This window comes from Moraxella sp. CTOTU46711 (assembly GCF_031975715.1).
Classification (GTDB): domain Bacteria; phylum Pseudomonadota; class Gammaproteobacteria; order Pseudomonadales; family Moraxellaceae; genus Faucicola.
Genome location: NZ_DALYMP010000003.1, coordinates 201,755 through 219,644 on the forward strand (window position 1 = coordinate 201,755; position 17,890 = coordinate 219,644).

32 protein-coding genes are annotated in these 17,890 nt (G+C 43.3%); 31 read left to right on the forward strand and 1 reads right to left on the reverse strand.

The genetic code is table 11. The features are described 5' to 3' along the window. Positions 1–15: 15 nt before the first annotated feature. The 31 genes from RTJ53_RS06595 to RTJ53_RS06745 all read left to right on the forward strand — a co-directional run bounded on the left by RTJ53_RS06595 (position 16) and on the right by RTJ53_RS06745 (position 17,135). Positions 16–1,581 carry an Rne/Rng family ribonuclease gene (locus RTJ53_RS06595; RefSeq protein WP_312276363.1) on the forward strand — a complete coding sequence of 522 codons (1,566 nt, stop codon included), beginning with the start codon at positions 16–18 and terminating at the stop codon, positions 1,579–1,581. 334 nt (positions 1,582–1,915) lie between these two features. Next, the gene (rpsJ, locus tag RTJ53_RS06600) at positions 1,916–2,227 is read left to right on the forward strand and encodes a 30S ribosomal protein S10 (protein WP_007115544.1); all 312 of its coding nucleotides are present in this window, start codon (positions 1,916–1,918) and stop codon (positions 2,225–2,227) included. Between the two features lie 54 nt (positions 2,228–2,281). Further along, positions 2,282–2,920, forward strand: coding sequence for a 50S ribosomal protein L3 (gene rplC / locus RTJ53_RS06605; protein ID WP_007115545.1), 639 nt, complete (start codon positions 2,282–2,284; stop codon positions 2,918–2,920). A 14-nt stretch (positions 2,921–2,934) separates the two neighbouring features. Continuing rightward, a complete protein-coding gene (gene rplD, locus RTJ53_RS06610) occupies positions 2,935–3,537 on the forward strand; it encodes a 50S ribosomal protein L4 (RefSeq protein ID WP_007115546.1) in 603 nt (200 codons plus the stop codon). Beyond that, positions 3,534–3,857: a 50S ribosomal protein L23 gene (rplW, locus tag RTJ53_RS06615; RefSeq protein ID WP_007115547.1), complete on the forward strand. Its 324-nt coding sequence runs from the start codon at positions 3,534–3,536 to the stop codon at positions 3,855–3,857. Before rplD ends, rplW begins: the two co-directional genes overlap by 4 nt. Positions 3,858–3,867: 10 nt before the next feature. Beyond that, entirely contained in the window at positions 3,868–4,698 is an 831-nt protein-coding gene (rplB, locus tag RTJ53_RS06620; protein ID WP_007115548.1) for a 50S ribosomal protein L2, read from the forward strand. Positions 4,699–4,709: 11 nt separating this feature from the next. Then, a complete protein-coding gene (rpsS, locus tag RTJ53_RS06625) occupies positions 4,710–4,985 on the forward strand; it encodes a 30S ribosomal protein S19 (RefSeq protein ID WP_007115549.1) in 276 nt (91 codons plus the stop codon). 10 nt (positions 4,986–4,995) lie between these two features. Beyond that, on the forward strand, positions 4,996–5,325 hold the full coding sequence (gene rplV, locus RTJ53_RS06630) for a 50S ribosomal protein L22 (RefSeq protein ID WP_007115550.1): 330 nt from the start codon (positions 4,996–4,998) through the stop codon (positions 5,323–5,325). Between the two features lies 1 nt (position 5,326). Next, positions 5,327–6,079 carry a 30S ribosomal protein S3 gene (gene rpsC / locus RTJ53_RS06635; RefSeq protein WP_007115551.1) on the forward strand — a complete coding sequence of 251 codons (753 nt, stop codon included), beginning with the start codon at positions 5,327–5,329 and terminating at the stop codon, positions 6,077–6,079. 5 nt (positions 6,080–6,084) lie between these two features. Next, entirely contained in the window at positions 6,085–6,498 is a 414-nt protein-coding gene (rplP, locus tag RTJ53_RS06640; protein WP_007115552.1) for a 50S ribosomal protein L16, read from the forward strand. Next, positions 6,498–6,704 carry a 50S ribosomal protein L29 gene (rpmC, locus tag RTJ53_RS06645; RefSeq protein WP_007115553.1) on the forward strand — a complete coding sequence of 69 codons (207 nt, stop codon included), beginning with the start codon at positions 6,498–6,500 and terminating at the stop codon, positions 6,702–6,704. Before rplP ends, rpmC begins: the two co-directional genes overlap by 1 nt. A 2-nt stretch (positions 6,705–6,706) precedes the next feature. Further along, the gene (gene rpsQ, locus RTJ53_RS06650) at positions 6,707–6,991 is read left to right on the forward strand and encodes a 30S ribosomal protein S17 (protein ID WP_007115554.1); all 285 of its coding nucleotides are present in this window, start codon (positions 6,707–6,709) and stop codon (positions 6,989–6,991) included. Between the two features lie 116 nt (positions 6,992–7,107). Then, positions 7,108–7,476 carry a 50S ribosomal protein L14 gene (gene rplN / locus RTJ53_RS06655; RefSeq protein ID WP_007115555.1) on the forward strand — a complete coding sequence of 123 codons (369 nt, stop codon included), beginning with the start codon at positions 7,108–7,110 and terminating at the stop codon, positions 7,474–7,476. Between the two features lie 7 nt (positions 7,477–7,483). Further along, entirely contained in the window at positions 7,484–7,801 is a 318-nt protein-coding gene (rplX, locus tag RTJ53_RS06660; protein ID WP_036593426.1) for a 50S ribosomal protein L24, read from the forward strand. Between the two features lie 19 nt (positions 7,802–7,820). Next, positions 7,821–8,360, forward strand: a complete 540-nt coding sequence (rplE, locus tag RTJ53_RS06665; RefSeq protein WP_007115557.1) for a 50S ribosomal protein L5 — start codon at positions 7,821–7,823, stop codon at positions 8,358–8,360. A gap of 18 nt (positions 8,361–8,378) precedes the next feature. Beyond that, complete coding sequence (gene rpsN / locus RTJ53_RS06670; RefSeq protein ID WP_036593424.1) at positions 8,379–8,684, forward strand: 30S ribosomal protein S14; 306 nt, start codon at positions 8,379–8,381, stop codon at positions 8,682–8,684. Between the two features lie 11 nt (positions 8,685–8,695). Next, positions 8,696–9,094 (forward strand): 30S ribosomal protein S8, encoded by a 399-nt coding sequence (gene rpsH / locus RTJ53_RS06675; protein WP_135889652.1) that lies wholly within the window; start codon positions 8,696–8,698, stop codon positions 9,092–9,094. Positions 9,095–9,167: 73 nt separating this feature from the next. Beyond that, on the forward strand, positions 9,168–9,701 hold the full coding sequence (gene rplF, locus RTJ53_RS06680; protein ID WP_036593421.1) for a 50S ribosomal protein L6: 534 nt from the start codon (positions 9,168–9,170) through the stop codon (positions 9,699–9,701). Positions 9,702–9,712: 11 nt separating this feature from the next. Beyond that, positions 9,713–10,063, forward strand: a complete 351-nt coding sequence (rplR, locus tag RTJ53_RS06685; protein ID WP_007115561.1) for a 50S ribosomal protein L18 — start codon at positions 9,713–9,715, stop codon at positions 10,061–10,063. Positions 10,064–10,065: 2 nt separating this feature from the next. Beyond that, on the forward strand, positions 10,066–10,563 hold the full coding sequence (rpsE, locus tag RTJ53_RS06690; protein ID WP_007115562.1) for a 30S ribosomal protein S5: 498 nt from the start codon (positions 10,066–10,068) through the stop codon (positions 10,561–10,563). A 16-nt stretch (positions 10,564–10,579) separates the two neighbouring features. After that, positions 10,580–10,759, forward strand: a complete 180-nt coding sequence (gene rpmD / locus RTJ53_RS06695; RefSeq protein ID WP_007115563.1) for a 50S ribosomal protein L30 — start codon at positions 10,580–10,582, stop codon at positions 10,757–10,759. Next, entirely contained in the window at positions 10,759–11,199 is a 441-nt protein-coding gene (gene rplO, locus RTJ53_RS06700; protein ID WP_007115564.1) for a 50S ribosomal protein L15, read from the forward strand. Before rpmD ends, rplO begins: the two co-directional genes overlap by 1 nt. 6 nt (positions 11,200–11,205) lie before the next feature. Then, entirely contained in the window at positions 11,206–12,543 is a 1,338-nt protein-coding gene (secY, locus tag RTJ53_RS06705; protein ID WP_312276364.1) for a preprotein translocase subunit SecY, read from the forward strand. 19 nt (positions 12,544–12,562) lie between these two features. Beyond that, positions 12,563–12,679 carry a 50S ribosomal protein L36 gene (gene rpmJ, locus RTJ53_RS06710; RefSeq protein WP_040403280.1) on the forward strand — a complete coding sequence of 39 codons (117 nt, stop codon included), beginning with the start codon at positions 12,563–12,565 and terminating at the stop codon, positions 12,677–12,679. Between the two features lie 155 nt (positions 12,680–12,834). Further along, on the forward strand, positions 12,835–13,191 hold the full coding sequence (rpsM, locus tag RTJ53_RS06715) for a 30S ribosomal protein S13 (protein WP_007115566.1): 357 nt from the start codon (positions 12,835–12,837) through the stop codon (positions 13,189–13,191). A gap of 20 nt (positions 13,192–13,211) precedes the next feature. Beyond that, positions 13,212–13,601: a 30S ribosomal protein S11 gene (gene rpsK / locus RTJ53_RS06720; RefSeq protein WP_007115567.1), complete on the forward strand. Its 390-nt coding sequence runs from the start codon at positions 13,212–13,214 to the stop codon at positions 13,599–13,601. Positions 13,602–13,611: 10 nt separating this feature from the next. Next, positions 13,612–14,253: a 30S ribosomal protein S4 gene (gene rpsD, locus RTJ53_RS06725; RefSeq protein ID WP_007115568.1), complete on the forward strand. Its 642-nt coding sequence runs from the start codon at positions 13,612–13,614 to the stop codon at positions 14,251–14,253. A gap of 29 nt (positions 14,254–14,282) precedes the next feature. Continuing rightward, a complete protein-coding gene (locus tag RTJ53_RS06730) occupies positions 14,283–15,290 on the forward strand; it encodes a DNA-directed RNA polymerase subunit alpha (protein ID WP_007115569.1) in 1,008 nt (335 codons plus the stop codon). Between the two features lie 20 nt (positions 15,291–15,310). Beyond that, positions 15,311–15,670, forward strand: a complete 360-nt coding sequence (gene rplQ, locus RTJ53_RS06735; protein ID WP_036593417.1) for a 50S ribosomal protein L17 — start codon at positions 15,311–15,313, stop codon at positions 15,668–15,670. Between the two features lie 89 nt (positions 15,671–15,759). Beyond that, on the forward strand, positions 15,760–16,512 hold the full coding sequence (locus RTJ53_RS06740; RefSeq protein WP_312276414.1) for a TSUP family transporter: 753 nt from the start codon (positions 15,760–15,762) through the stop codon (positions 16,510–16,512). A gap of 53 nt (positions 16,513–16,565) precedes the next feature. Further along, on the forward strand, positions 16,566–17,135 hold the full coding sequence (locus RTJ53_RS06745; protein WP_135889644.1) for a DUF4126 domain-containing protein: 570 nt from the start codon (positions 16,566–16,568) through the stop codon (positions 17,133–17,135). Here the strand turns inward: RTJ53_RS06745 and radC are convergent. Beyond that, complete coding sequence (gene radC / locus RTJ53_RS06750; protein WP_312276365.1) at positions 17,132–17,809, reverse strand: RadC family protein; 678 nt, start codon at positions 17,807–17,809, stop codon at positions 17,132–17,134. The genes RTJ53_RS06745 and radC overlap by 4 nt on opposite strands. Between the last annotated feature and the right edge of the window lie 81 nt (positions 17,810–17,890).

The following is a 17,890-nucleotide window of genomic DNA, read 5'->3' on the forward strand; positions in this document are numbered from 1 at the left end:
AAAAAGCTGTTTACAATGACCGAAGAACTACTCATCAACATCAGCCCATCTGAGAGCCGAGTCGCGGTGCTCGAAGATGGGATACTGAACGAAATCTTTATCGAACGCCATAGCAAACTTGGCTCAGTGGGCAATATCTACCTTGGCACAGTGGTGCGCGTACTGCCAGGCATGCAGGCGGCGTTTATCGACATTGGGCAATCGCGCACTGCGTTTTTGCACGTCAATGATATGCAGACCCTGCGTCCTAAGCTCTCAGCTATTGAACCGCCAAAACCGCAAAATCCCGCAATTGACAATACCTTAGACCCTGACACCACTACGCTTGCGATGACCACATCCACCTATCAGCCACCGCCTAGCGAGTTGATAGAAAACCGCTTGTATGAAGGACAGCGTATCTTGGTACAAGTGATTAAAGACCAATTAGGCAGTAAAGGCGCACGACTGACGACGGATGTGTCATTGCCTTCGCGTTACTTGGTGTACTTGCCGTATGGTGAACATATCGGGATTTCACAGCGGATTGATGGCGATGAGCGAGAGCGGTTAAAAACACAGCTTGGCGAGCTGATGCACCAAGTCAATCTGCAAGGCGGATTGATTGCGCGTACCGCTGCCGAAAATATCCCGCAATCCAAACTTGAAGAAGATATTTATTATCTACTGCAGCTTTGGCGTATGGTACAAGCACGCCGTGAACAAACGCCGACCCATCGCCGTTTTGAGCTGATTTATCAAGATTTGTCGCTACCTTTGCGCGCGATTCGAGATTTGATTGGTGAGCAGACTGAAAGGGTGACGGTTGATAACGCCCGAGTGTTTGACGCTATTCGTCATTTTGCCAAAGAATTTGTCCCACTGATTTATCCACGTATTCAATTGTATGAAGGCGAGCAGGCGTTATTTGATGTTCACCGCGTTGAAGATGATTTAAAAGACGCGCTCAATCGCCGTGTTAATCTCAAATCAGGCGGTTATCTCATCATTGACCAAACCGAAGCCATGACCACTATTGATGTCAATACAGGCTCATTTGTTGGAGGGCGTTCCCTTGAGGATACGGTGTATAAAACCAATTTAGAGGCCACCCACGCCATCGCCCGTCAGCTGCGACTGCGTAATTTAGGCGGGATTATCATTCTTGACTTTATCGATATGCAAGAGCAACAACACCGCGATGAAGTGCTAGCAAGCCTGCAAGAACAATTAAAGCGCGATTATGCCAAAACCAACATCAGCGAAGTCTCAGCCCTTGGGCTGATAGAGATGACTCGCAAACGCACGCGTGAGAGCTTACAACAACAGCTTTGCGAGCCGTGTCCAACCTGTGGCGGTAAAGGGTTTGTCAAAAGTGCCGAAACCGTGTGTTTGGAGATTTTCCGCGAATTGATGCGCTGCGCCAGAACCTACAACGCCCCTAAGAAATTTACCGTGGTCGCAAATAGCGGCGTGATTGATTTGCTTGAAACCATTGAAGCAGACACGGTGGCAGAGATGGAATATTTGCTGGGTCGTCCGATTAACTTGGAGAGTGATAACCGTTTTAATCAAGAACAATATGATATTCTGCTAGATTAGCCTATTGCTTTTACCCAAAAAATCGGTATAATACAGCCCACTTAACTTATTGCAGGGCGACGAAGATGATTCGTCAATTCTTAAAAGAATAAGCCCTTTAATACAGTCGCTCCATTGTTTGCGACACGAAATTAAAGAATACAGTTTCACCGACTATTAATAATGCTATCTATGTATTGCAAGTTAATGGTTTGAGTGGGACTGAAATTTTTTTATTTTCAAAAAGTGCCTGTCAAAAACAGGTAAAAAATGCAAGTTAGGTGTTTACTCAATAACAGCTTAACACCCAACGCAAATTAACCCATATCAAACTTTATATTAGGAGCTTACTGGCATGGCTAACCAGAAAATCCGTATCAGACTTAAATCTTTTGACCATCGTCTGATTGACCAATCAGCTCAAGAGATTGTTGATACCGCAAAACGCACAGGTGCACAAGTTCGTGGTCCAGTACCGCTACCAACTCGCATTGAACGCTTTAACATCTTAACCTCACCACACGTGAACAAAGATGCCCGTGACCAATACGAAATCCGCACATTTAAACGTATGGTAGATATCGTTCAGCCTACTGACAAAACAGTCGATGCACTGATGAAGTTAGATTTGGCGGCGGGTGTTGATGTACAAATCGCATTAGGCTAACCCCTTAGGGTAACACCTATATTGAATAACAGTAAAAATTAAGAGGTTAACAACATGGCGATCGGTTTAGTCGGAAAAAAATGCGGCATGACTCGTATCTTCACAGAAGCAGGTGTTTCAATTCCTGTAACTGTTGTTGAAGTTACTGCCAACCGTATCTCTCAAATCAAAACACAAGACACAGACGGCTACCAAGCTATCCAAGTAACAACTGGTGAACGTCGTGATTCTCGTGTTAATGCAGCTCAAAAAGGTCACTTTGCAAAAGCTGGCGTTGCTGCAGGTCGTGGCACTTGGGAATTTCGCGTCGAAGACAGCGAACTTGAAGGCCGCGAAGCAGGTAGTGAAATCGCTGCTGACTTGTTCCAAGTAGGTCAAATCGTTGACGTAATTGGTACCAGCAAAGGTAAAGGTTTCCAAGGTGGTATCAAACGCCACAACTTCCGTTCACAAGATTGGACACATGGTAACTCAGTATCTCACCGCGTTGTGGGTTCTACAGGTCAAAACCAAACACCGGGTCGTGTATTTAAAGGCAAAAAAATGCCAGGTCAAATGGGTAACAAACGTGTGACCGTACAAGGCTTAGAAGTGATTTCAGTTGATGCTGAAAAAGGTATCCTAGTTATCAAGGGTGCAATTCCTGGTGCCAACGGTGGCGACGTTATCGTACGTCCATCAGTTAAAGCTTAATCAAGGGGATTAACGTGAATCTAAATACAGTAACAGGTTCGGCGGTTGAGCTATCAGACGTAGCATTTGGTCGTGAATTCAACGAAGCACTTGTACACCAAGTAGTTACCGCTTATTTAGCGGGTGGTCGTCAAGGTAGCCGTGCTCAAAAAACGCGTGGTGAAGTATCTGGCGGTGGTAAAAAACCATGGCGTCAAAAAGGTACTGGCCGTGCACGTGCGGGTTCTATCCGTAGCCCAATTTGGGTTGGTGGTGGTCGCGCATTTGCAGCCAAACCACAAGATTGGTCACAAAAAGTGAACCGTAAAATGTACCGTGGTGCCATGCAATGCATTCTTGCTGAATTGATTCGTCAAGACCGTTTGGTATTGGTTGATGACATCAGCATTTCAGCACCAAAAACTAAAGAGCTTATCGCTAAACTTAAAGACTTAAATGCCCCTAAAGCATTGATCGTTACCAATGAAGTTGACGAAAATCTTTACTTAGCTGCTCGCAATATTCCATACGTCAGCGTACTAGGTAGCACTGAAGTTGATCCAGTTAGCCTAATTGCGTTTGACAAAGTCATCATGTCTGTCGCAGCCGCCAAAGAAATTGAGGGAGTGTTAGCATGAATAACGCAAGACTATATCAGGTACTAAAAGCACCTGTATTTTCAGAAAAATCTCAAATCTTGGGCGATACTTTAGGTGTGCAAGTGTTCAAAGTTGACACCAACGCGACAAAAAAAGAGATTAAAAAAGCCGTAGAATTAATGTTTGAAGGTGTTGAAGTAGTTAAAGTTAACACTTTGAATGTTAAAGGTAAGACAAAGCGATTTGGTCGCACGGTAGGTCGTCGTCAAGACTTCAAAAAAGCCTATGTGACCTTAAAAGCTGGTCAAGATGTTCAAGTAGCCGACGTAGCAGAACAACCTGCTGCTGACAACGAATAAGGATTACACAATGCCTATCGTAAAAGCCAAACCGACATCACCAGGTCGCCGATTTGTCGAGAAAGTGGTGCATCCACACCTTCATAAAGGTCGTCCTTATGCAGCATTAGTAGAGTCAAAAGGCAAAACTGGTGGTCGTAACAACAACGGTCGTATCACTACCCGTCATATCGGTGGTGGTCATAAACAGCATTACCGTGTTGTTGACTTCAAACGTAACAAAGACAACATCCCTGCTGTTGTAGAGCGTATTGAGTACGATCCAAACCGTACTGCACACATCGCACTACTTAAATATGCAGACGGTGAGCGTCGTTACATTATCGCACCAAAAAAATTGCAACAAGGCGATACCGTTATTTCTGGTGAAACTGCACCAATTCGCCCAGGTAACTGCTTGCCACTACGTAGCATTCCAGTAGGTACAGTGATTCACAATATCGAACTTAAAATCGGTAAAGGTGCACAGATCGCTCGTTCAGCAGGTGCTGCGGTTCAATTATTGGGTCGTGATGGTATCTATGCAATCGTTCGTTTACGTTCAGGCGAAACTCGTCGTATCCACGTAAATTGTCGTGCGGTTATCGGTGAAGTATCAAACACTGAAAATAACCTTAAATCATTGGGTAAAGCAGGTGCCAATCGCTGGCGTGGCGTTCGTCCTACCGTTCGTGGTACTGCAATGAACCCAGTTGACCATCCACACGGTGGTGGTGAAGGTCGTAACTTCGGTAAACACCCAACCAGCCCATGGGGTCAAAAGGCTAAAGGCCTTAAAACACGTTCTAACAAACGTACTGACCACATGATTATCCGCCGTCGTCGCGTCAATAAGAAATAAGGAATAATTTCATGCCTCGTTCATTGAAAAAAGGTCCATTCATCGATGCGCACTTGTTTGCCAAAGTTGAGAATGCGTTAGAAACTAACTCACGCAAACCAATCAAAACTTGGTCACGTCGCTCAATGATTTTGCCACAAATGGTCGGCTTAACTATTTCTGTTCATAACGGTCGTACACACGTACCTGTTATTGTAAACGAGCAAATGGTTGGTCATAAACTTGGTGAATTCGCCCCAACCCGTACATATCGTGGTCACGGCGTTGACAAGAAATCTAAGAAATAAGGTGCTCATCATGGAAGTAACTGCAAAATTACGCGGTGCCGCCATTTCGGCACAAAAAGTACGCTTAGTTGCTGACGAAGTTCGCGGCAAATCAATCGAGCGTGCATTAGATATCTTAACCTTTAGCAACAAAAAAGCCGCTAAATTGGTTAAAAAATGCTTAGAATCTGCGATTGCTAACGCTGAGCATAACAATGGTTTAGACATCGATACATTGCGTGTTTCTACCATTTATGTGGATGAAGGCATTACGTTAAAACGTGTTTTACCACGTGCCAAAGGTCGTGCTGACCGTATTAGCAAACGTACTTGCCACATCACAGTTAAGGTAGGAGCATAATATGGGACAGAAAGTTCATCCAATCGGCATCCGTCTTGGCGTAATCCGTAAATCAAACGCTAACTGGTATGCAGATCCAAAAAAATACTCTGAATACTTAATCAACGATTTACAAGTTCGTAAATATTTAGAGAAAAAGCTTAAAGCAGCAATGATTAGCGGTATTAGTATCGAACGTCCTACAGGCGCAGCTAAAATCACTATCGCCACGGCACGTCCTGGTATCATCATTGGTAAAAAAGGCGAAGATATCGAAAGCCTACAAAAAGAACTTACCAAATTAATGGGCGTACCAGCACAAGTTAGCATTGAAGAAATTACCCAACCAGACTTAGACGCACGTCTAGTGGCTGATGGTATTGCTTCACAACTTGAACGTCGTGTCATGTTCCGCCGTGCTATGAAACGTGCTGTTCAAAACAGCATGAAAGCTGGCGCACAAGGTATCAAAGTTGAGCTATCAGGTCGTCTTGGCGGCGCTGAGATTGCTCGTTCAGAGTGGTATCGTGAAGGTCGTGTACCTTTGCATACATTACGTGCTGACATTGACTACTCAAATGTACGCGCAGAAACCACTTACGGTACTATCGGTGTAAAAGTTTGGATTTTCCGTGGTGAAGTGCTTGACGGCATGAACCGTGTATATAATCCAGTCAAAGAAGAAAAGCAAGCACGTGCACCTCAAAAACGTCGTGCTCGTAATGATCGTAGCGACCGCCCACGTAGTGAGCGTCCAGCTAAAGACAGAGGTTAATCGATATGTTACAACCAAAACGTACCAAGTTTCGTAAAGTACAAAAAGGACGTAATACGGGGTTAGCTCACCGTGGTAGTAGCGTATCTTTTGGTACAATCGGACTTAAATCAGTAGAACGTGGTCGTATGACTGCACGTCAAATCGAAGCTGCTCGTCGTACGATTTCACGTCGTATCAAGCGCGGTGGTAAAATTTGGATTCGTGTATTCCCAGACAAACCAATTACCGAAAAACCACTAGAAGTTCGTATGGGTAAAGGTAAAGGTCCAGTAGAATACTGGGTATGCGAAATCAAACCAGGCAAAATGCTTTATGAAATCGAAGGGGTTTCTGACGAGCTAGCAACTGAAGCGTTCACGCTTGCAGCTGCCAAGTTGCCTTTCAAAACCACCATTGTTAAACGGACGATAATGTAATGAAGATCAGTGAACTTAAAGACAAATCAGTCGAAGAGCTGACCCAATTACTAGACGAAAAACAGTTAGAAACATTTCGTCTTCGTATGGCAAAAGCCACTGGTCAGTTAGGCAACACCCATGAGATTAAAGCAAATCGTCGTACGATTGCTCAAATCAAGACTCTTATCTCTGAAAAACAGAACACCGAAAACCAAGGGGCTTAATCATGAGTGAGCAAAATACCAACCAAGCTAACGCTACTGAACAAAGTACAGTCACTGGTAAAGTTGTCAGTGACAAAATGGATAAAACCATTACTGTACTTGTTGAGCGTCGTATTCGTCATGCCAAATATGGCAAAATGATTCGCCGTTCTACTAAACTACATGCTCATGACGAAAACAATGAGTGTGGCGTTGGTGATACAGTTCGTATCAAATCAACACGTCCACTATCAAAAACCAAATCTTGGGTGTTGGTAGACGTCGTAGAAAAAGCAGTTAATATTTAATTTAACTTAAATAGATAGTTATAATTGCAAAGCAAGTCAGTAACTGCTACAATACGCCACCTTAAAAATGGCTTATTGTGGCAAAGACTTGTTTTGCCAATTTATGGAGTAACGCGATGATTCAGACTGAAACAATGCTGGAAGTTGCAGACAACAGTGGTGCAAAACGAGTTATGTGCATTAAAGTACTAGGTGGCTCACATCGTCGTTATGCATCAGTAGGCGACATCATTAAAGTGACTGTGAAAGAAGCAATTCCACGCGGTCGTGTCAAGAAAGGTGATGTAATGAACGCGGTAGTCGTACGCACGAAGTTTGGTGTACGTCGTCCTGACGGTTCAGTACTACGTTTTGATGATAATGCAGCTGTGTTGTTGAACAACAATAAAGCACCAATTGCAACACGTATTTTTGGACCAGTAACCCGCGAACTACGTGGCGAACAATTTATGAAAATTGTTTCATTAGCCCCAGAAGTATTGTGAGGAAAACATGGCAAAATTACGTAAAGGCGACCAAGTGATTGTAATTGCTGGCAAAGATAAAGGCAAGCAAGGTACAGTACTAGCAGTAAAAGAAGACCGTGTAAAAGTTGAAGGCATCAACATCGTTAAAAAACACCAAAAGCCAAACCAACAGACTGGCGTTGAAGGTGGTATTATCGAGAAAGAAGCATTTTTACACATTTCAAATGTTGCAATTTATAATGCAGCAACCCAAAAGGCAGATCGTATTTCTTACCAATTGAATGACGAAGGCAAAAAACAACGCGTTTATCGTTCATCTGGTGAAGTTGTGGCGACTGCATAACCATCTAAGGGTATCAGTAATGGCAAGACTTAAAACACAATATAACGAACAGCTTAAGCAAAAAATTCAGCAAGAGCTTGGTTTAGCCAACGTTATGGAAATCCCTAAAATCACCAAAATCACCCTAAATATGGGTGTGGGTGATGCGGCTCAAGACAAAAAAGTTCTTGAAGGCGCATTAGCGGATATGACGGCAATTGCCGGTCAAAAACCTGTAGTAACCAAAGCTCGCAAATCAGTTGCAGGCTTTAAAATCCGTGAAGAATGGCCAATCGGCTGTAAAGTGACGCTACGTGGCGAACAGATGTACGAATTTTTAGATCGTTTAATCTCAATCGCTATTCCACGTATCCGTGACTTCCGCGGTTTTACAGATAAAGCATTTGATGGCCGTGGTAACTATTCACTAGGTATCAAAGAGCAAATCGTTTTCCCTGAAGTTGACTTTGACAAAATCGACCGTATTCGTGGTTTAGATATTACCATTACGACTACCGCAAAAACTGATGATCAAGGTCGTGCATTGCTTAAAGCATTCGGCTTCCCATTCAAGGGCTAACAGCAAGGATAAGGCAATATGGCAAAGAAAAGTATGATTAATCGCGAATTTAAACGCGAAGCGACTGTTGCTAAATATGCTGAGAAGCGTGCAAAGCTTAAGGCAATTATCAGCGACATCAACGCAACTGACGAAGAGCGTATGGACGCAATGCTTACATTACAAGCACTGCCACGTGATGCTTCACCAGTACGTTTACGTAATCGTTGTGCATTGACAGGTCGTCCACACGGTTATTTCCGTAAATTTGGTCTTTCACGTAACATGATTCGTGAAAAAGTAATGCAAGGTGATGTACCTGGCGTTCATAAAGCAAGCTGGTAAGGGGAAACAATATGAGTATGCAAGATACCGTTGCTGATATGTTGACTCGTATCCGTAATGCACAAATGGCTCAAAAAGCGTCTGTGACTATGCCAAGCTCAAAACTGCGTAAATCAATTGCTGATTTGCTAGTGAAAGAAGGTTATGTTGCGACCGCAGAAACTCAAGAAATTGGTACAGGTAAAACTGAATTAACCATTGAGTTGAAATATTTTGAAGGTAAACCAGTTATTGAGACGATTAAACGTTATAGTCGTCCAGGTTTACGTCAATACCGTGGTAAAGATGCACTACCAAGCGTCCAAAAAGGTCTAGGTGTAGCAATCATCTCTACCAGTAAAGGCATCATGAGCGATCGTGAAGCTCGTGCAGCTGGATTAGGCGGCGAAGTTATTGCGTTCGTAGCTTAATTAACATTAAGAGGGACAGGCATAGTTTGTTGTGCCTGTTCGTTTTTTTATCACTTTTATAGGAATTACCCGTATGTCTCGTGTGGCTAAAGCCCCTGTAGCACTACCAAATGGTACAAGTGTTACTTTGAACGGTCAGCAGGTTGAAGTTAAAGGTAGCAAAGGTACGCTAACTTTACGCCTGCATGATTTGGTCGAGCTAAAACAGGAAGATAATCAACTTATTCTTTCACCAAAATCTGACACCAAAGACGGTTGGATGCACACTGGTACAGTTCGTGCATTATTAAGCAACATGGTTAAAGGTGTTACTGAAGGCTTCGAACGTCGTCTACAATTGATCGGTGTTGGTTATAAAGCCGCTGTTGCTGGCAATAAAGTTAACCTAAACTTAGGTTACTCACACCCAATCGAATATGTACTACCTGAAGGTGTTACTGCTGAAACCCCAACTGCGACTGAAATCGTGTTAAAATCTAGCGACAAACAAAAGCTAGGTCAAGCAGCAGCAAACATTCGTGGCTATCGCCCACCTGAGCCTTACAAAGGCAAAGGCGTTCGTTATAGCGATGAGTATGTCGCTCGTAAAGAAGCTAAGAAAAAATAAGGTGAAATGACATGTTTGATAAAAAAGCTGCTCGCCTTCGCAGAGCGAAAAAAACCCGTGCACATATCCGTGGTTTAGGCGTAAATCGCCTATCTGTTAATCGTACTAACACCCACATCTATGCACAAGTTATCTCACCAACGGGTGGTGAAGTGTTAGCCCAAGCTTCAACGTTAGATACTACTTTACGTGCTGGTCAAACTAGCAACATCGAAGCTGCAACTGCCGTTGGTAAATTAATTGCAGAACGCGCTAAAGCTGCTGGTATTACTAAAGTTGCGTTTGATCGTAGCGGTTTTAAATATCATGGTCGTGTTAAAGCATTAGCTGAAGCCGCTCGTGAAAATGGATTGGAGTTCTAATCATGGCAAAAGTTGAACAAACAGACGGTTTAGTAGAGCGCTTAGTCACAGTTGGCCGTGTATCTAAAGTTGTAAAAGGTGGTCGTATCTTTTCTTTCACTGCACTCACAGTGGTAGGTGATGGCAATGGTCGTGTTGGTTTTGGTCGTGGTAAAGCGCGTGAAGTGCCTGCAGCGATTCAAAAAGCACTAGAAGCTGCCAAACGTAATATGATTACCGTTGATTTAGCGGGTACAACCCTTCAACATCCTATTACTGCTAGCCACGGTGCAAGCCGCGTGTATATGCAACCAGCCTCTGAAGGTACCGGTGTTATCGCAGGTGGTGCAATGCGTGCAGTATTAGAAGTTGCAGGCGTAGAAAACGTATTAGCAAAATGCTATGGTTCAACCAATGCCGCTAACGTTGTACGTGCAACTTTCAACGGGTTAAAAGAAATGTCTTCTCCTGAAAAAGTTGCGGCAAAACGCGGCAAATCAGTTGAAGAAATCTTGGGCTAAGCTAAGGTGAGCTAACATGAAAAAAATGAAAGTTACTCAAGTAAAATCGAGTGCCCATCGCCTAGCAAGCCATAAAGCTTGTTTGAAAGGTTTAGGGTTACGTCGTATTGGACATACTGTCGAAGTTGAAGATACCCCTTCGACCCGTGGTATGGTAAACCGCGTTAACTACTTAGTTAAAGTGGAGGAAGTATAATGGGTCTACGCTTAAATGAATTGAGCCCAGCTGAAGGTTCAAGAAAAAATAAACTTCGCCGTGGTCGTGGTATCGGTTCTGGTATCGGTAAAACCGGTGGTCGTGGTGTCAAAGGTCAAACCTCACGTACAGGTTCTGGTATTCGCTCAGGTTTTGAAGGTGGTCAAATGCCTTTATACCGTCGTTTGCCAAAATTTGGTTTCACTAGTAAACTTGCAATGGTAACGGCAGAAGTGCGTTTATCAGAATTAAATCAAGTTGATGGTGACGTGGTAAGCGTTGAGTCTTTAAAAGCAGCGAATATCATTCGCCACGATATGCAACGTGTTCGTATTATCCTTTCAGGTGACGTAACCAAAGCATATACTTTTAAAGGTGTTAAAGTGACTAAAGGTGCTAAAGCAGCTATTGAAGCAGCTGGTGGTACTGTTGAGGAGTAATCCTACATGACTAAGCATTCAACATCGATGAATCCTCTAGCATTTATTCGTAAATACGATGAATTATTTAATCGTTTACTATTTTTGTTGGGTGCTTTAGTCGTCTATCGTTTCGGTTCACACGTACCTATTCCTGGTATGGATCCAGAAAGCTTATCGAAATTTTTTCAAACCAATGAGAATACTATTTTAGGTTTGTTTAATATGTTTTCTGGTGGGGCATTAGAGCGGATGTCAGTCATGGCACTCGGGATTATGCCTTATATTTCTGCTTCAATCATTGTTCAGATGATGACGGCGGTTATACCATCATTGGATGCATTAAAAAAAGAAGGTCAAGCCGGGCAACGCCAAATCAACAAGTATACACGCCAATTAACCCTTGCCTTAGCTTTGGTTCAATCAATTGGTATGTGCACAGGGTTGATTAGTCAGAATCTCACGTTGACCAGTGGTCTTGGTTTTTATATTCCTGCAGTAACCTCGTTGGTTGCAGGGTCAATGTTTTTAATGTGGTTAGGTGAACAGATTACTGAACGTGGTATTGGTAACGGTATTTCAATGCTAATCTTAGCGGGTATCGTAGCGACTTTTCCACAAGTGGTCACGCAGTCAATTAACTCTGTCCAGCAAGGTCAAATGAATATGATTGCCTTGTTGATATTTAGTTTATTGGCGTTAGCGGTGGTGGCGGGGATTGTATTTATTGAGCGTGCCCAGCGCCGTATCCCAGTCAACTATGCCCAAAAGCAATCGCAAGAACGAAAAATATATGCACAGCAGCAATCGCATTTGCCATTAAAAATTAATATGGCAGGGGTCATTCCAGCGATTTTTGCCAGTTCATTGTTGTTATTCCCAGCGAGTTTGGGACAGTGGGTAGGTCAATCCCCCAATCCTAATATTTTTCAAAGTTTCTTGCAGAATATGGCATTAGTGTTATCACCCGGTCAGCCACTGTATTTGGTAATTTTTGCAGCCTTGATTATTTTCTTTTGTTATTTTTACACCGCGTTGGTGTTTAGTCCAAAAGAAGTATCAGAGAATTTGAAACGAAGTGGGGCGTATATTCCAGGTATTCGTCCAGGTTTACAAACTCAACGTTATTTAGATCATGTACTAAATCGCTTAACCTTTATTGGTGCGATTTATATGACAATTATTTGTTTGATGCCGATGATATTGCAATCTGCGTTTGGTATTCCGTTTCATTTAGGCGGTACCTCAGTACTGATTAGTGTGGTCGTAATTATGGACTTTATTGCCCAAGTTAAAGCGCACTTAATGACTCACCAATACCATGATTATTCGCTCATTCCAACCATGGAAGTCAAGCATTCATAACTACTACTAGGAGCTGAAAATGAAAGTTCAAGCATCTGTAAAAAGAATCTGCGGTAGCTGCAAAATTGTACGCCGCAAAGGCGTTGTTCGCGTTATTTGTAGTGCAGAACCGCGTCATAAACAACGTCAAGGTTAATCTAAATTGTTAGATTGGACTTGAAATCAGGTAGCGGATACTGTATTATCCGCTACTTGTTGTTATTTTGACACATTTGTAGATAACCAAATGTCTCAAAATGCTACATCAGTAGATGATTAACTCATCTTTTCCTTATAATTGGAGAAATGTCAATGGCTCGTATTGCCGGTGTAAACATTCCGGACAACAAGCACGCTATCATTTCACTCACTTATATTTTTGGTATTGGTCGTACCACTGCTGCTAAAATTTTAGAAGCGGTAAACATTGCACCAACTACTAAAATCAGTGAACTAAATGATACTCAGCTTGATGCTGTCCGTACCCAAGTTGCAGAATATGCGACTGAAGGTGACTTGCGTCGTGAAATCTCGATGAATATTAAACGTTTAGTAGACTTAGGTTGCTATCGTGGCTTGCGTCATCGTCGCGGTTTACCAGTAAATGGTCAACGCACAAAAACAAATGCGCGTACTCGTAAGGGTCCACGTAAAGCAATCAGAAAATAATTAACTTAGGAAGCTAAAAGATGGCAAAAGACACTCGTAGTCGCAAAAAAGTGACTCGCCGCTCGGTAGCTGAGGGCGTAGCGCACATCCATGCGTCTTTTAATAACACCATTGTAACGATTACCGATCGTCAAGGTAATGCTTTGGCTTGGGCCACCGCTGGTGGACAAGGCTTCCGTGGTTCACGTAAATCTACACCATTTGCTGCACAGGTTGCGGCTGAAGTTGCTGGTAAAGCAGCACAAGAATATGGTGTCAAGAATGTTGATGTCTTGGTTAAAGGTCCAGGACCTGGTCGTGAGTCTGCGGTAAGAGCCTTAGGTGCATTGGGTTATAAAATAAACAGCATTAGCGATATAACCCCGATTCCTCATAACGGAACTCGTCCACCGAAAAAACGTCGCGTATAAGGAGACTTTCATGGCCCGTTATCTAGGTCCAAAATTAAAACTTTCTCGTCGTGAAGGTACTGATTTACAATTAAAATCAGGCGTAAAAGCGTACGAAGAAAAAACCAAAAAAGCTGACCGTGCCCCTGGTCAACATGGTAATCCACGTAGCAAAACGTCAGAGTATTCTGCACAGCTTCGTGAAAAACAAAAAGTAAAACGCATTTATGGTGTGTTAGAGCGTCAATTCTCAAACTACTATAAAGAAGCTGCGCGTATGAAAGGCGCAACTGGCGAAAACTTGCTTCAAATGTTAGAACGTCGCCTCGATAACGTTGTTTATCGTATGGGTTTTGGTGCAACTCGCGCAGAAGCTCGCCAATTAGTTAGCCACCGTGCTATTCTAGTAAAAAAAGCGGGTCGTGATGAGTTTGTTCGTGTGAACATTCCTTCAATCCAATTGCAAGATGGTGATGTGATTGCCGTACACGAAAAAGCCAAAGAACAATTACGTATTAAAAACGCAATTGAATTGGCGGGTCAACGTGGTACACCTGTATGGTTGGAAGTTGATCACAGCAAATTGCAAGGTACTTTTAAACAAGCGCCAGAGCGTGCTGATTTACCAACCGAAATCAACGAAAGCTTAATCGTTGAGTTGTACTCTAAATAATTAATTTTACTATAAAGTCGAGGTGACAAATGATGCTAAATGCTACTGAGTTTCTTACACCGAATGCCATTCATGTGGACACGGTCAATGAAACACACGCCAAAGTCACGCTCGAACCGTTAGAACGAGGTTTTGGGCATACGTTAGGTAATGCCCTACGTCGTATTCTATTATCTTCATTGCCTGGTGCAGCTGTAATCGAAGCTGAAATCGAAGGCGTTGATCATGAGTATTCAACCCTTGAAGGGTTGCAAGAAGATGTGCTAGATCTATTGTTAAATTTAAAAGGTTTAGCGATCCAATTGCATGATCAAAATGAAGTATTCTTGACCCTTGACAAACAAGGTCCTGGCACTGTACTAGCATCAGATATTGAGTTACCTCATAATGTAGAGATTATCAATCCTGATTTAGTTTTAGGTACATTAAGTGATCGTGGTCATTTAAAAATGCGTTTACGTGTAGCAGTAGGTCGTGGTTATGAGCCTGCCAATGTACGTAAAGATTCTGGTGATAATAAAGTTATTGGTCGTTTAAAATTGGATGCTAGCTATAGCCCAATCTTACGCGTGGCATACCAAGTTGAAAATGCCCGTGTTGAACAACGTACTGACTTAGACCGTTTGGTTATCGAACTTGAAACCAATGGTACCATCGATCCAGAAGAAGCGATTCGCAAAGCAGCAACGATTTTGCAGCAGCAAATTGCCGTATTTGTTGACCTTGAAGCAGAAGCTACTCCAGAACCTGTTAAGGAAAAAGAAGAAGTTGACCCTGTGCTACTTCGCCCAGTGGATGACTTAGAATTAACGGTTCGCTCAGCAAATTGCTTGAAGGCGGAAAATATCTATTACATTGGCGATTTGGTACAACGCACCGAAACTGAGTTGTTAAAAACCCCAAATCTCGGTAAGAAATCATTAACTGAAATCAAAGACGTCCTTGCTTCTAAGGACTTAGAGCTTGGTATGCGCCTTGAAAATTGGCCACCTGCTGATTTACGTGTTGATGACCGCTTCTCTTACCGTAGCCGTTAAAATTTAAAGGAAGTTTGACCATGCGACATCGTAACAGTGGAGTTAAGTTGGGTCGTACCAGCAGCCATCGTAAGGCCATGTTCCAAAATATGACGAACTCACTATTTGAACATGAACTCATCAAAACTACTCTTCCTAAAGCTAAAGAGCTTCGCCGTGTGGCAGAGCCGCTAATTACTTTGGCAAAAGAAGATTCAGTTGCTAACCGTCGTCTAGCGTTTAACCGCTTACGTAATAAAGCGACTGTAGGTAAATTATTCACGACACTAGGCCCACGCTATAAAGCGCGTCCAGGTGGTTATTTACGTATCATCAAATGTGGTTATCGCGATGGCGATGCTGCGCCGATGGCATACGTTGAATTAGTAGACCGTGACTAATCGTACTGACTAAAAAAACCCCATAAGTTCGCGCTTATGGGGTTTTTTTGTTTATAGTAATAAATCCTCAATTAACCTTTGGAAATATGATGCAATTGAGTTTTGATGTGCTAGTGATGTTAACGTTGGTCGCGGGCATTGCAGGATTTTTAGATGCCATGGCAGGGGGTGGCGGCTTATTGACCATTCCTGCCCTGTTAATGGCAAATGTTCCTACGCTATATACCTTGGGCACCAATAAGCTTCAAGCGACTGCAGGTTCGCTCTCTGCCTCTATTACCATGATACGCAAAGGCAAAATTCACCCTAAGCAAATTTGGCGTTCGATTATTGCCTGTTTTGTGGGGGCCGTGCTAGGCGCCATGGCTGTGCAGCTTTCTCCGCCAGTGCTATTAGCCAAAGGCATTCCTTTTTTAATCGCGCTTATTGGTATTTATTATTTGTTTGCACCCACTATCGGTGAGGTCAAATCTGCTCCACGAATCAGCAAAAACAAATGGCAATATGGGATGTCACCCTTGATTGGCTTTTATGATGGCTATTTGGGCCCTGGTACAGGGATGTTTTTTGCGCTAGGCGGTATCACCATGCGCGGCTTGGATATGATTACCGCGACTGCCAATGCCAAATTACTCAACTTTACCAGCAATGCCGCGTCACTGATGTTTTTTATATTGGGAGGGAAGGTGCTTTGGTCAGTGGGTCTTGCTATGATGCTAGGGCAATTTATCGGTGCTTCATTGGGCGCGCAGATGGTGGTCAAAGGCGGTACCAAGTTTATTCGACCAGTGATTGTGGTGATGTGTTTTGCGATGCTAATTAAATATGTGTTTTTTTCTTAATAATTTTTATTTATGATAGCGGTAACATTATTCATACTTTGAGTATCGAGAATATGACAACTGAAATGATTTTAAGTATCTTTCTTGGGATTGGTTTGGCAGCAAGTAGCGGGTTTCGTGTGTTTGTGCCGCTGTTTGCGCTCAGTTGTGCGGCATATTTTCATATTATTTCGCTCAATGACAGCTGGCAGTGGGTAGGCTCTACGCCTGCGTTAATTATTTTAGGTGTAGCCAGTATTGCAGAGTCGATCAGTTATTTAATCCCGTTGGTTGATCATCTGTTAGATACGGTTGCTGTACCGCTCGCAGGGATTGCAGGGACATTAGTCATGGCTTCGACACTGACCGATATGAGTCCTGCCATGACTTGGGCGCTAGCGATCATTGCTGGCGGCGGCGCCGCGGCTACGATAAAAGGTACAGCAGCCACCACGCGCGTGGCTTCGACTGCGACGACGGGCGGTTTGGCAAATCCCGCTGTTTCAGTGGCAGAGACCGGGACAGCGATAGGGCTGTCGGCTTTGTCGATTTTTTCACCCATTTTTGCGATGATTGCGTTACTCATTGGTTTACTGATGATGATTTGGGTGGTAATAATGGTTAAAAACCGCGTCAAACGCTAAGGCATCTTGCCTGTTTCTTGTAAAGAAAGCGTACCATCTTGACCCACGATAATATGGTCAATCAGAGTCATATCGACAAGCTGACACGCTTTTGCCAAACTGCGGGTAATTTCTAAATCTGCTTGTGACGCTGTGGCAGAGGTGCTTGGGTGATTATGGGCGACTATAAGCTGACTTGCCCCATATTTTAACGCACAGCGCAACACTTCCCGCACACACACCGAGCACGATGAAATACCGCCTGTGAATAACACCTCATATTGGATTAAGGTGAGTTGATTGGTCAAAAACAGCACCGCAAACACCTCGCGATTGAGCGGTCGCAGCTGCGTAGTCAGATAGTCTTTGACCAATTGGCTGGCGTTAAGGGTAGGGGCTTGTTTGACTTGGCTGGCAAGGTAGCGTTTGCCCATCTCAAGGCTTGCCAAAATCTGCGCGTATTTTGCCATGCCGATACCATGACACCCCATAACTGCTTCACTAGGCGCAGCTAGTAACTGAGCCAGACTGCCAAATTTTTCAATCAAGCCACGAGCCAGTTCGATGGCAGATTGGTCTTTGGTGCCTGTGCGCAGAAATATTGCCAAAATCTCGCTATCGGATAGACTCTCAGCGCCTTTTTGCAGTAGCTTTTCTCTGGGGCGCTCGTCTTGGTGCCAGTCTTTGATTGCCATAGGCATTTCCTAATAAATGATGATTAATCATACCTAAAGTGGCGGAAAATTGTTACTATAGGCGAAATTTTTTAGTGCTTT

What these genes read in the sequence shown, in the direction of transcription:
- rplX (WP_036593426.1), top strand. Translation starts at nt 7,484, where the DNA reads ATGGCAAAATTACGTAAAGGCGACCAAGTGATTGTAATTGCTGGCAAA.
- rplC (WP_007115545.1), top strand. Translation starts at nt 2,282, where the DNA reads ATGGCGATCGGTTTAGTCGGAAAAAAATGCGGCATGACTCGTATCTTC.
- rpsJ (WP_007115544.1), top strand. Translation starts at nt 1,916, where the DNA reads ATGGCTAACCAGAAAATCCGTATCAGACTTAAATCTTTTGACCATCGT.
- rplW (WP_007115547.1), top strand. Translation starts at nt 3,534, where the DNA reads ATGAATAACGCAAGACTATATCAGGTACTAAAAGCACCTGTATTTTCA.
- radC (WP_312276365.1), bottom strand. Translation starts at nt 17,809, where the DNA reads ATGGCAATCAAAGACTGGCACCAAGACGAGCGCCCCAGAGAAAAGCTA.
- rpsH (WP_135889652.1), top strand. Translation starts at nt 8,696, where the DNA reads ATGAGTATGCAAGATACCGTTGCTGATATGTTGACTCGTATCCGTAAT.
- rplV (WP_007115550.1), top strand. Translation starts at nt 4,996, where the DNA reads ATGGAAGTAACTGCAAAATTACGCGGTGCCGCCATTTCGGCACAAAAA.
- rplO (WP_007115564.1), top strand. Translation starts at nt 10,759, where the DNA reads ATGGGTCTACGCTTAAATGAATTGAGCCCAGCTGAAGGTTCAAGAAAA.
- rpsQ (WP_007115554.1), top strand. Translation starts at nt 6,707, where the DNA reads ATGAGTGAGCAAAATACCAACCAAGCTAACGCTACTGAACAAAGTACA.
- RTJ53_RS06740 (WP_312276414.1), top strand. Translation starts at nt 15,760, where the DNA reads ATGCAATTGAGTTTTGATGTGCTAGTGATGTTAACGTTGGTCGCGGGC.
- rpsS (WP_007115549.1), top strand. Translation starts at nt 4,710, where the DNA reads ATGCCTCGTTCATTGAAAAAAGGTCCATTCATCGATGCGCACTTGTTT.
- RTJ53_RS06745 (WP_135889644.1), top strand. Translation starts at nt 16,566, where the DNA reads ATGACAACTGAAATGATTTTAAGTATCTTTCTTGGGATTGGTTTGGCA.
- secY (WP_312276364.1), top strand. Translation starts at nt 11,206, where the DNA reads ATGACTAAGCATTCAACATCGATGAATCCTCTAGCATTTATTCGTAAA.
- RTJ53_RS06595 (WP_312276363.1), top strand. Translation starts at nt 16, where the DNA reads ATGACCGAAGAACTACTCATCAACATCAGCCCATCTGAGAGCCGAGTC.
- rpsC (WP_007115551.1), top strand. Translation starts at nt 5,327, where the DNA reads ATGGGACAGAAAGTTCATCCAATCGGCATCCGTCTTGGCGTAATCCGT.
- rpsN (WP_036593424.1), top strand. Translation starts at nt 8,379, where the DNA reads ATGGCAAAGAAAAGTATGATTAATCGCGAATTTAAACGCGAAGCGACT.
- rpmD (WP_007115563.1), top strand. Translation starts at nt 10,580, where the DNA reads ATGAAAAAAATGAAAGTTACTCAAGTAAAATCGAGTGCCCATCGCCTA.
- rpsD (WP_007115568.1), top strand. Translation starts at nt 13,612, where the DNA reads ATGGCCCGTTATCTAGGTCCAAAATTAAAACTTTCTCGTCGTGAAGGT.
- rplQ (WP_036593417.1), top strand. Translation starts at nt 15,311, where the DNA reads ATGCGACATCGTAACAGTGGAGTTAAGTTGGGTCGTACCAGCAGCCAT.
- rpsM (WP_007115566.1), top strand. Translation starts at nt 12,835, where the DNA reads ATGGCTCGTATTGCCGGTGTAAACATTCCGGACAACAAGCACGCTATC.
- rpmJ (WP_040403280.1), top strand. Translation starts at nt 12,563, where the DNA reads ATGAAAGTTCAAGCATCTGTAAAAAGAATCTGCGGTAGCTGCAAAATT.
- rpsK (WP_007115567.1), top strand. Translation starts at nt 13,212, where the DNA reads ATGGCAAAAGACACTCGTAGTCGCAAAAAAGTGACTCGCCGCTCGGTA.
- rplE (WP_007115557.1), top strand. Translation starts at nt 7,821, where the DNA reads ATGGCAAGACTTAAAACACAATATAACGAACAGCTTAAGCAAAAAATT.
- rplP (WP_007115552.1), top strand. Translation starts at nt 6,085, where the DNA reads ATGTTACAACCAAAACGTACCAAGTTTCGTAAAGTACAAAAAGGACGT.
- rpsE (WP_007115562.1), top strand. Translation starts at nt 10,066, where the DNA reads ATGGCAAAAGTTGAACAAACAGACGGTTTAGTAGAGCGCTTAGTCACA.
- rplR (WP_007115561.1), top strand. Translation starts at nt 9,713, where the DNA reads ATGTTTGATAAAAAAGCTGCTCGCCTTCGCAGAGCGAAAAAAACCCGT.
- rplB (WP_007115548.1), top strand. Translation starts at nt 3,868, where the DNA reads ATGCCTATCGTAAAAGCCAAACCGACATCACCAGGTCGCCGATTTGTC.
- rpmC (WP_007115553.1), top strand. Translation starts at nt 6,498, where the DNA reads ATGAAGATCAGTGAACTTAAAGACAAATCAGTCGAAGAGCTGACCCAA.
- rplF (WP_036593421.1), top strand. Translation starts at nt 9,168, where the DNA reads ATGTCTCGTGTGGCTAAAGCCCCTGTAGCACTACCAAATGGTACAAGT.
- rplN (WP_007115555.1), top strand. Translation starts at nt 7,108, where the DNA reads ATGATTCAGACTGAAACAATGCTGGAAGTTGCAGACAACAGTGGTGCA.
- RTJ53_RS06730 (WP_007115569.1), top strand. Translation starts at nt 14,283, where the DNA reads ATGATGCTAAATGCTACTGAGTTTCTTACACCGAATGCCATTCATGTG.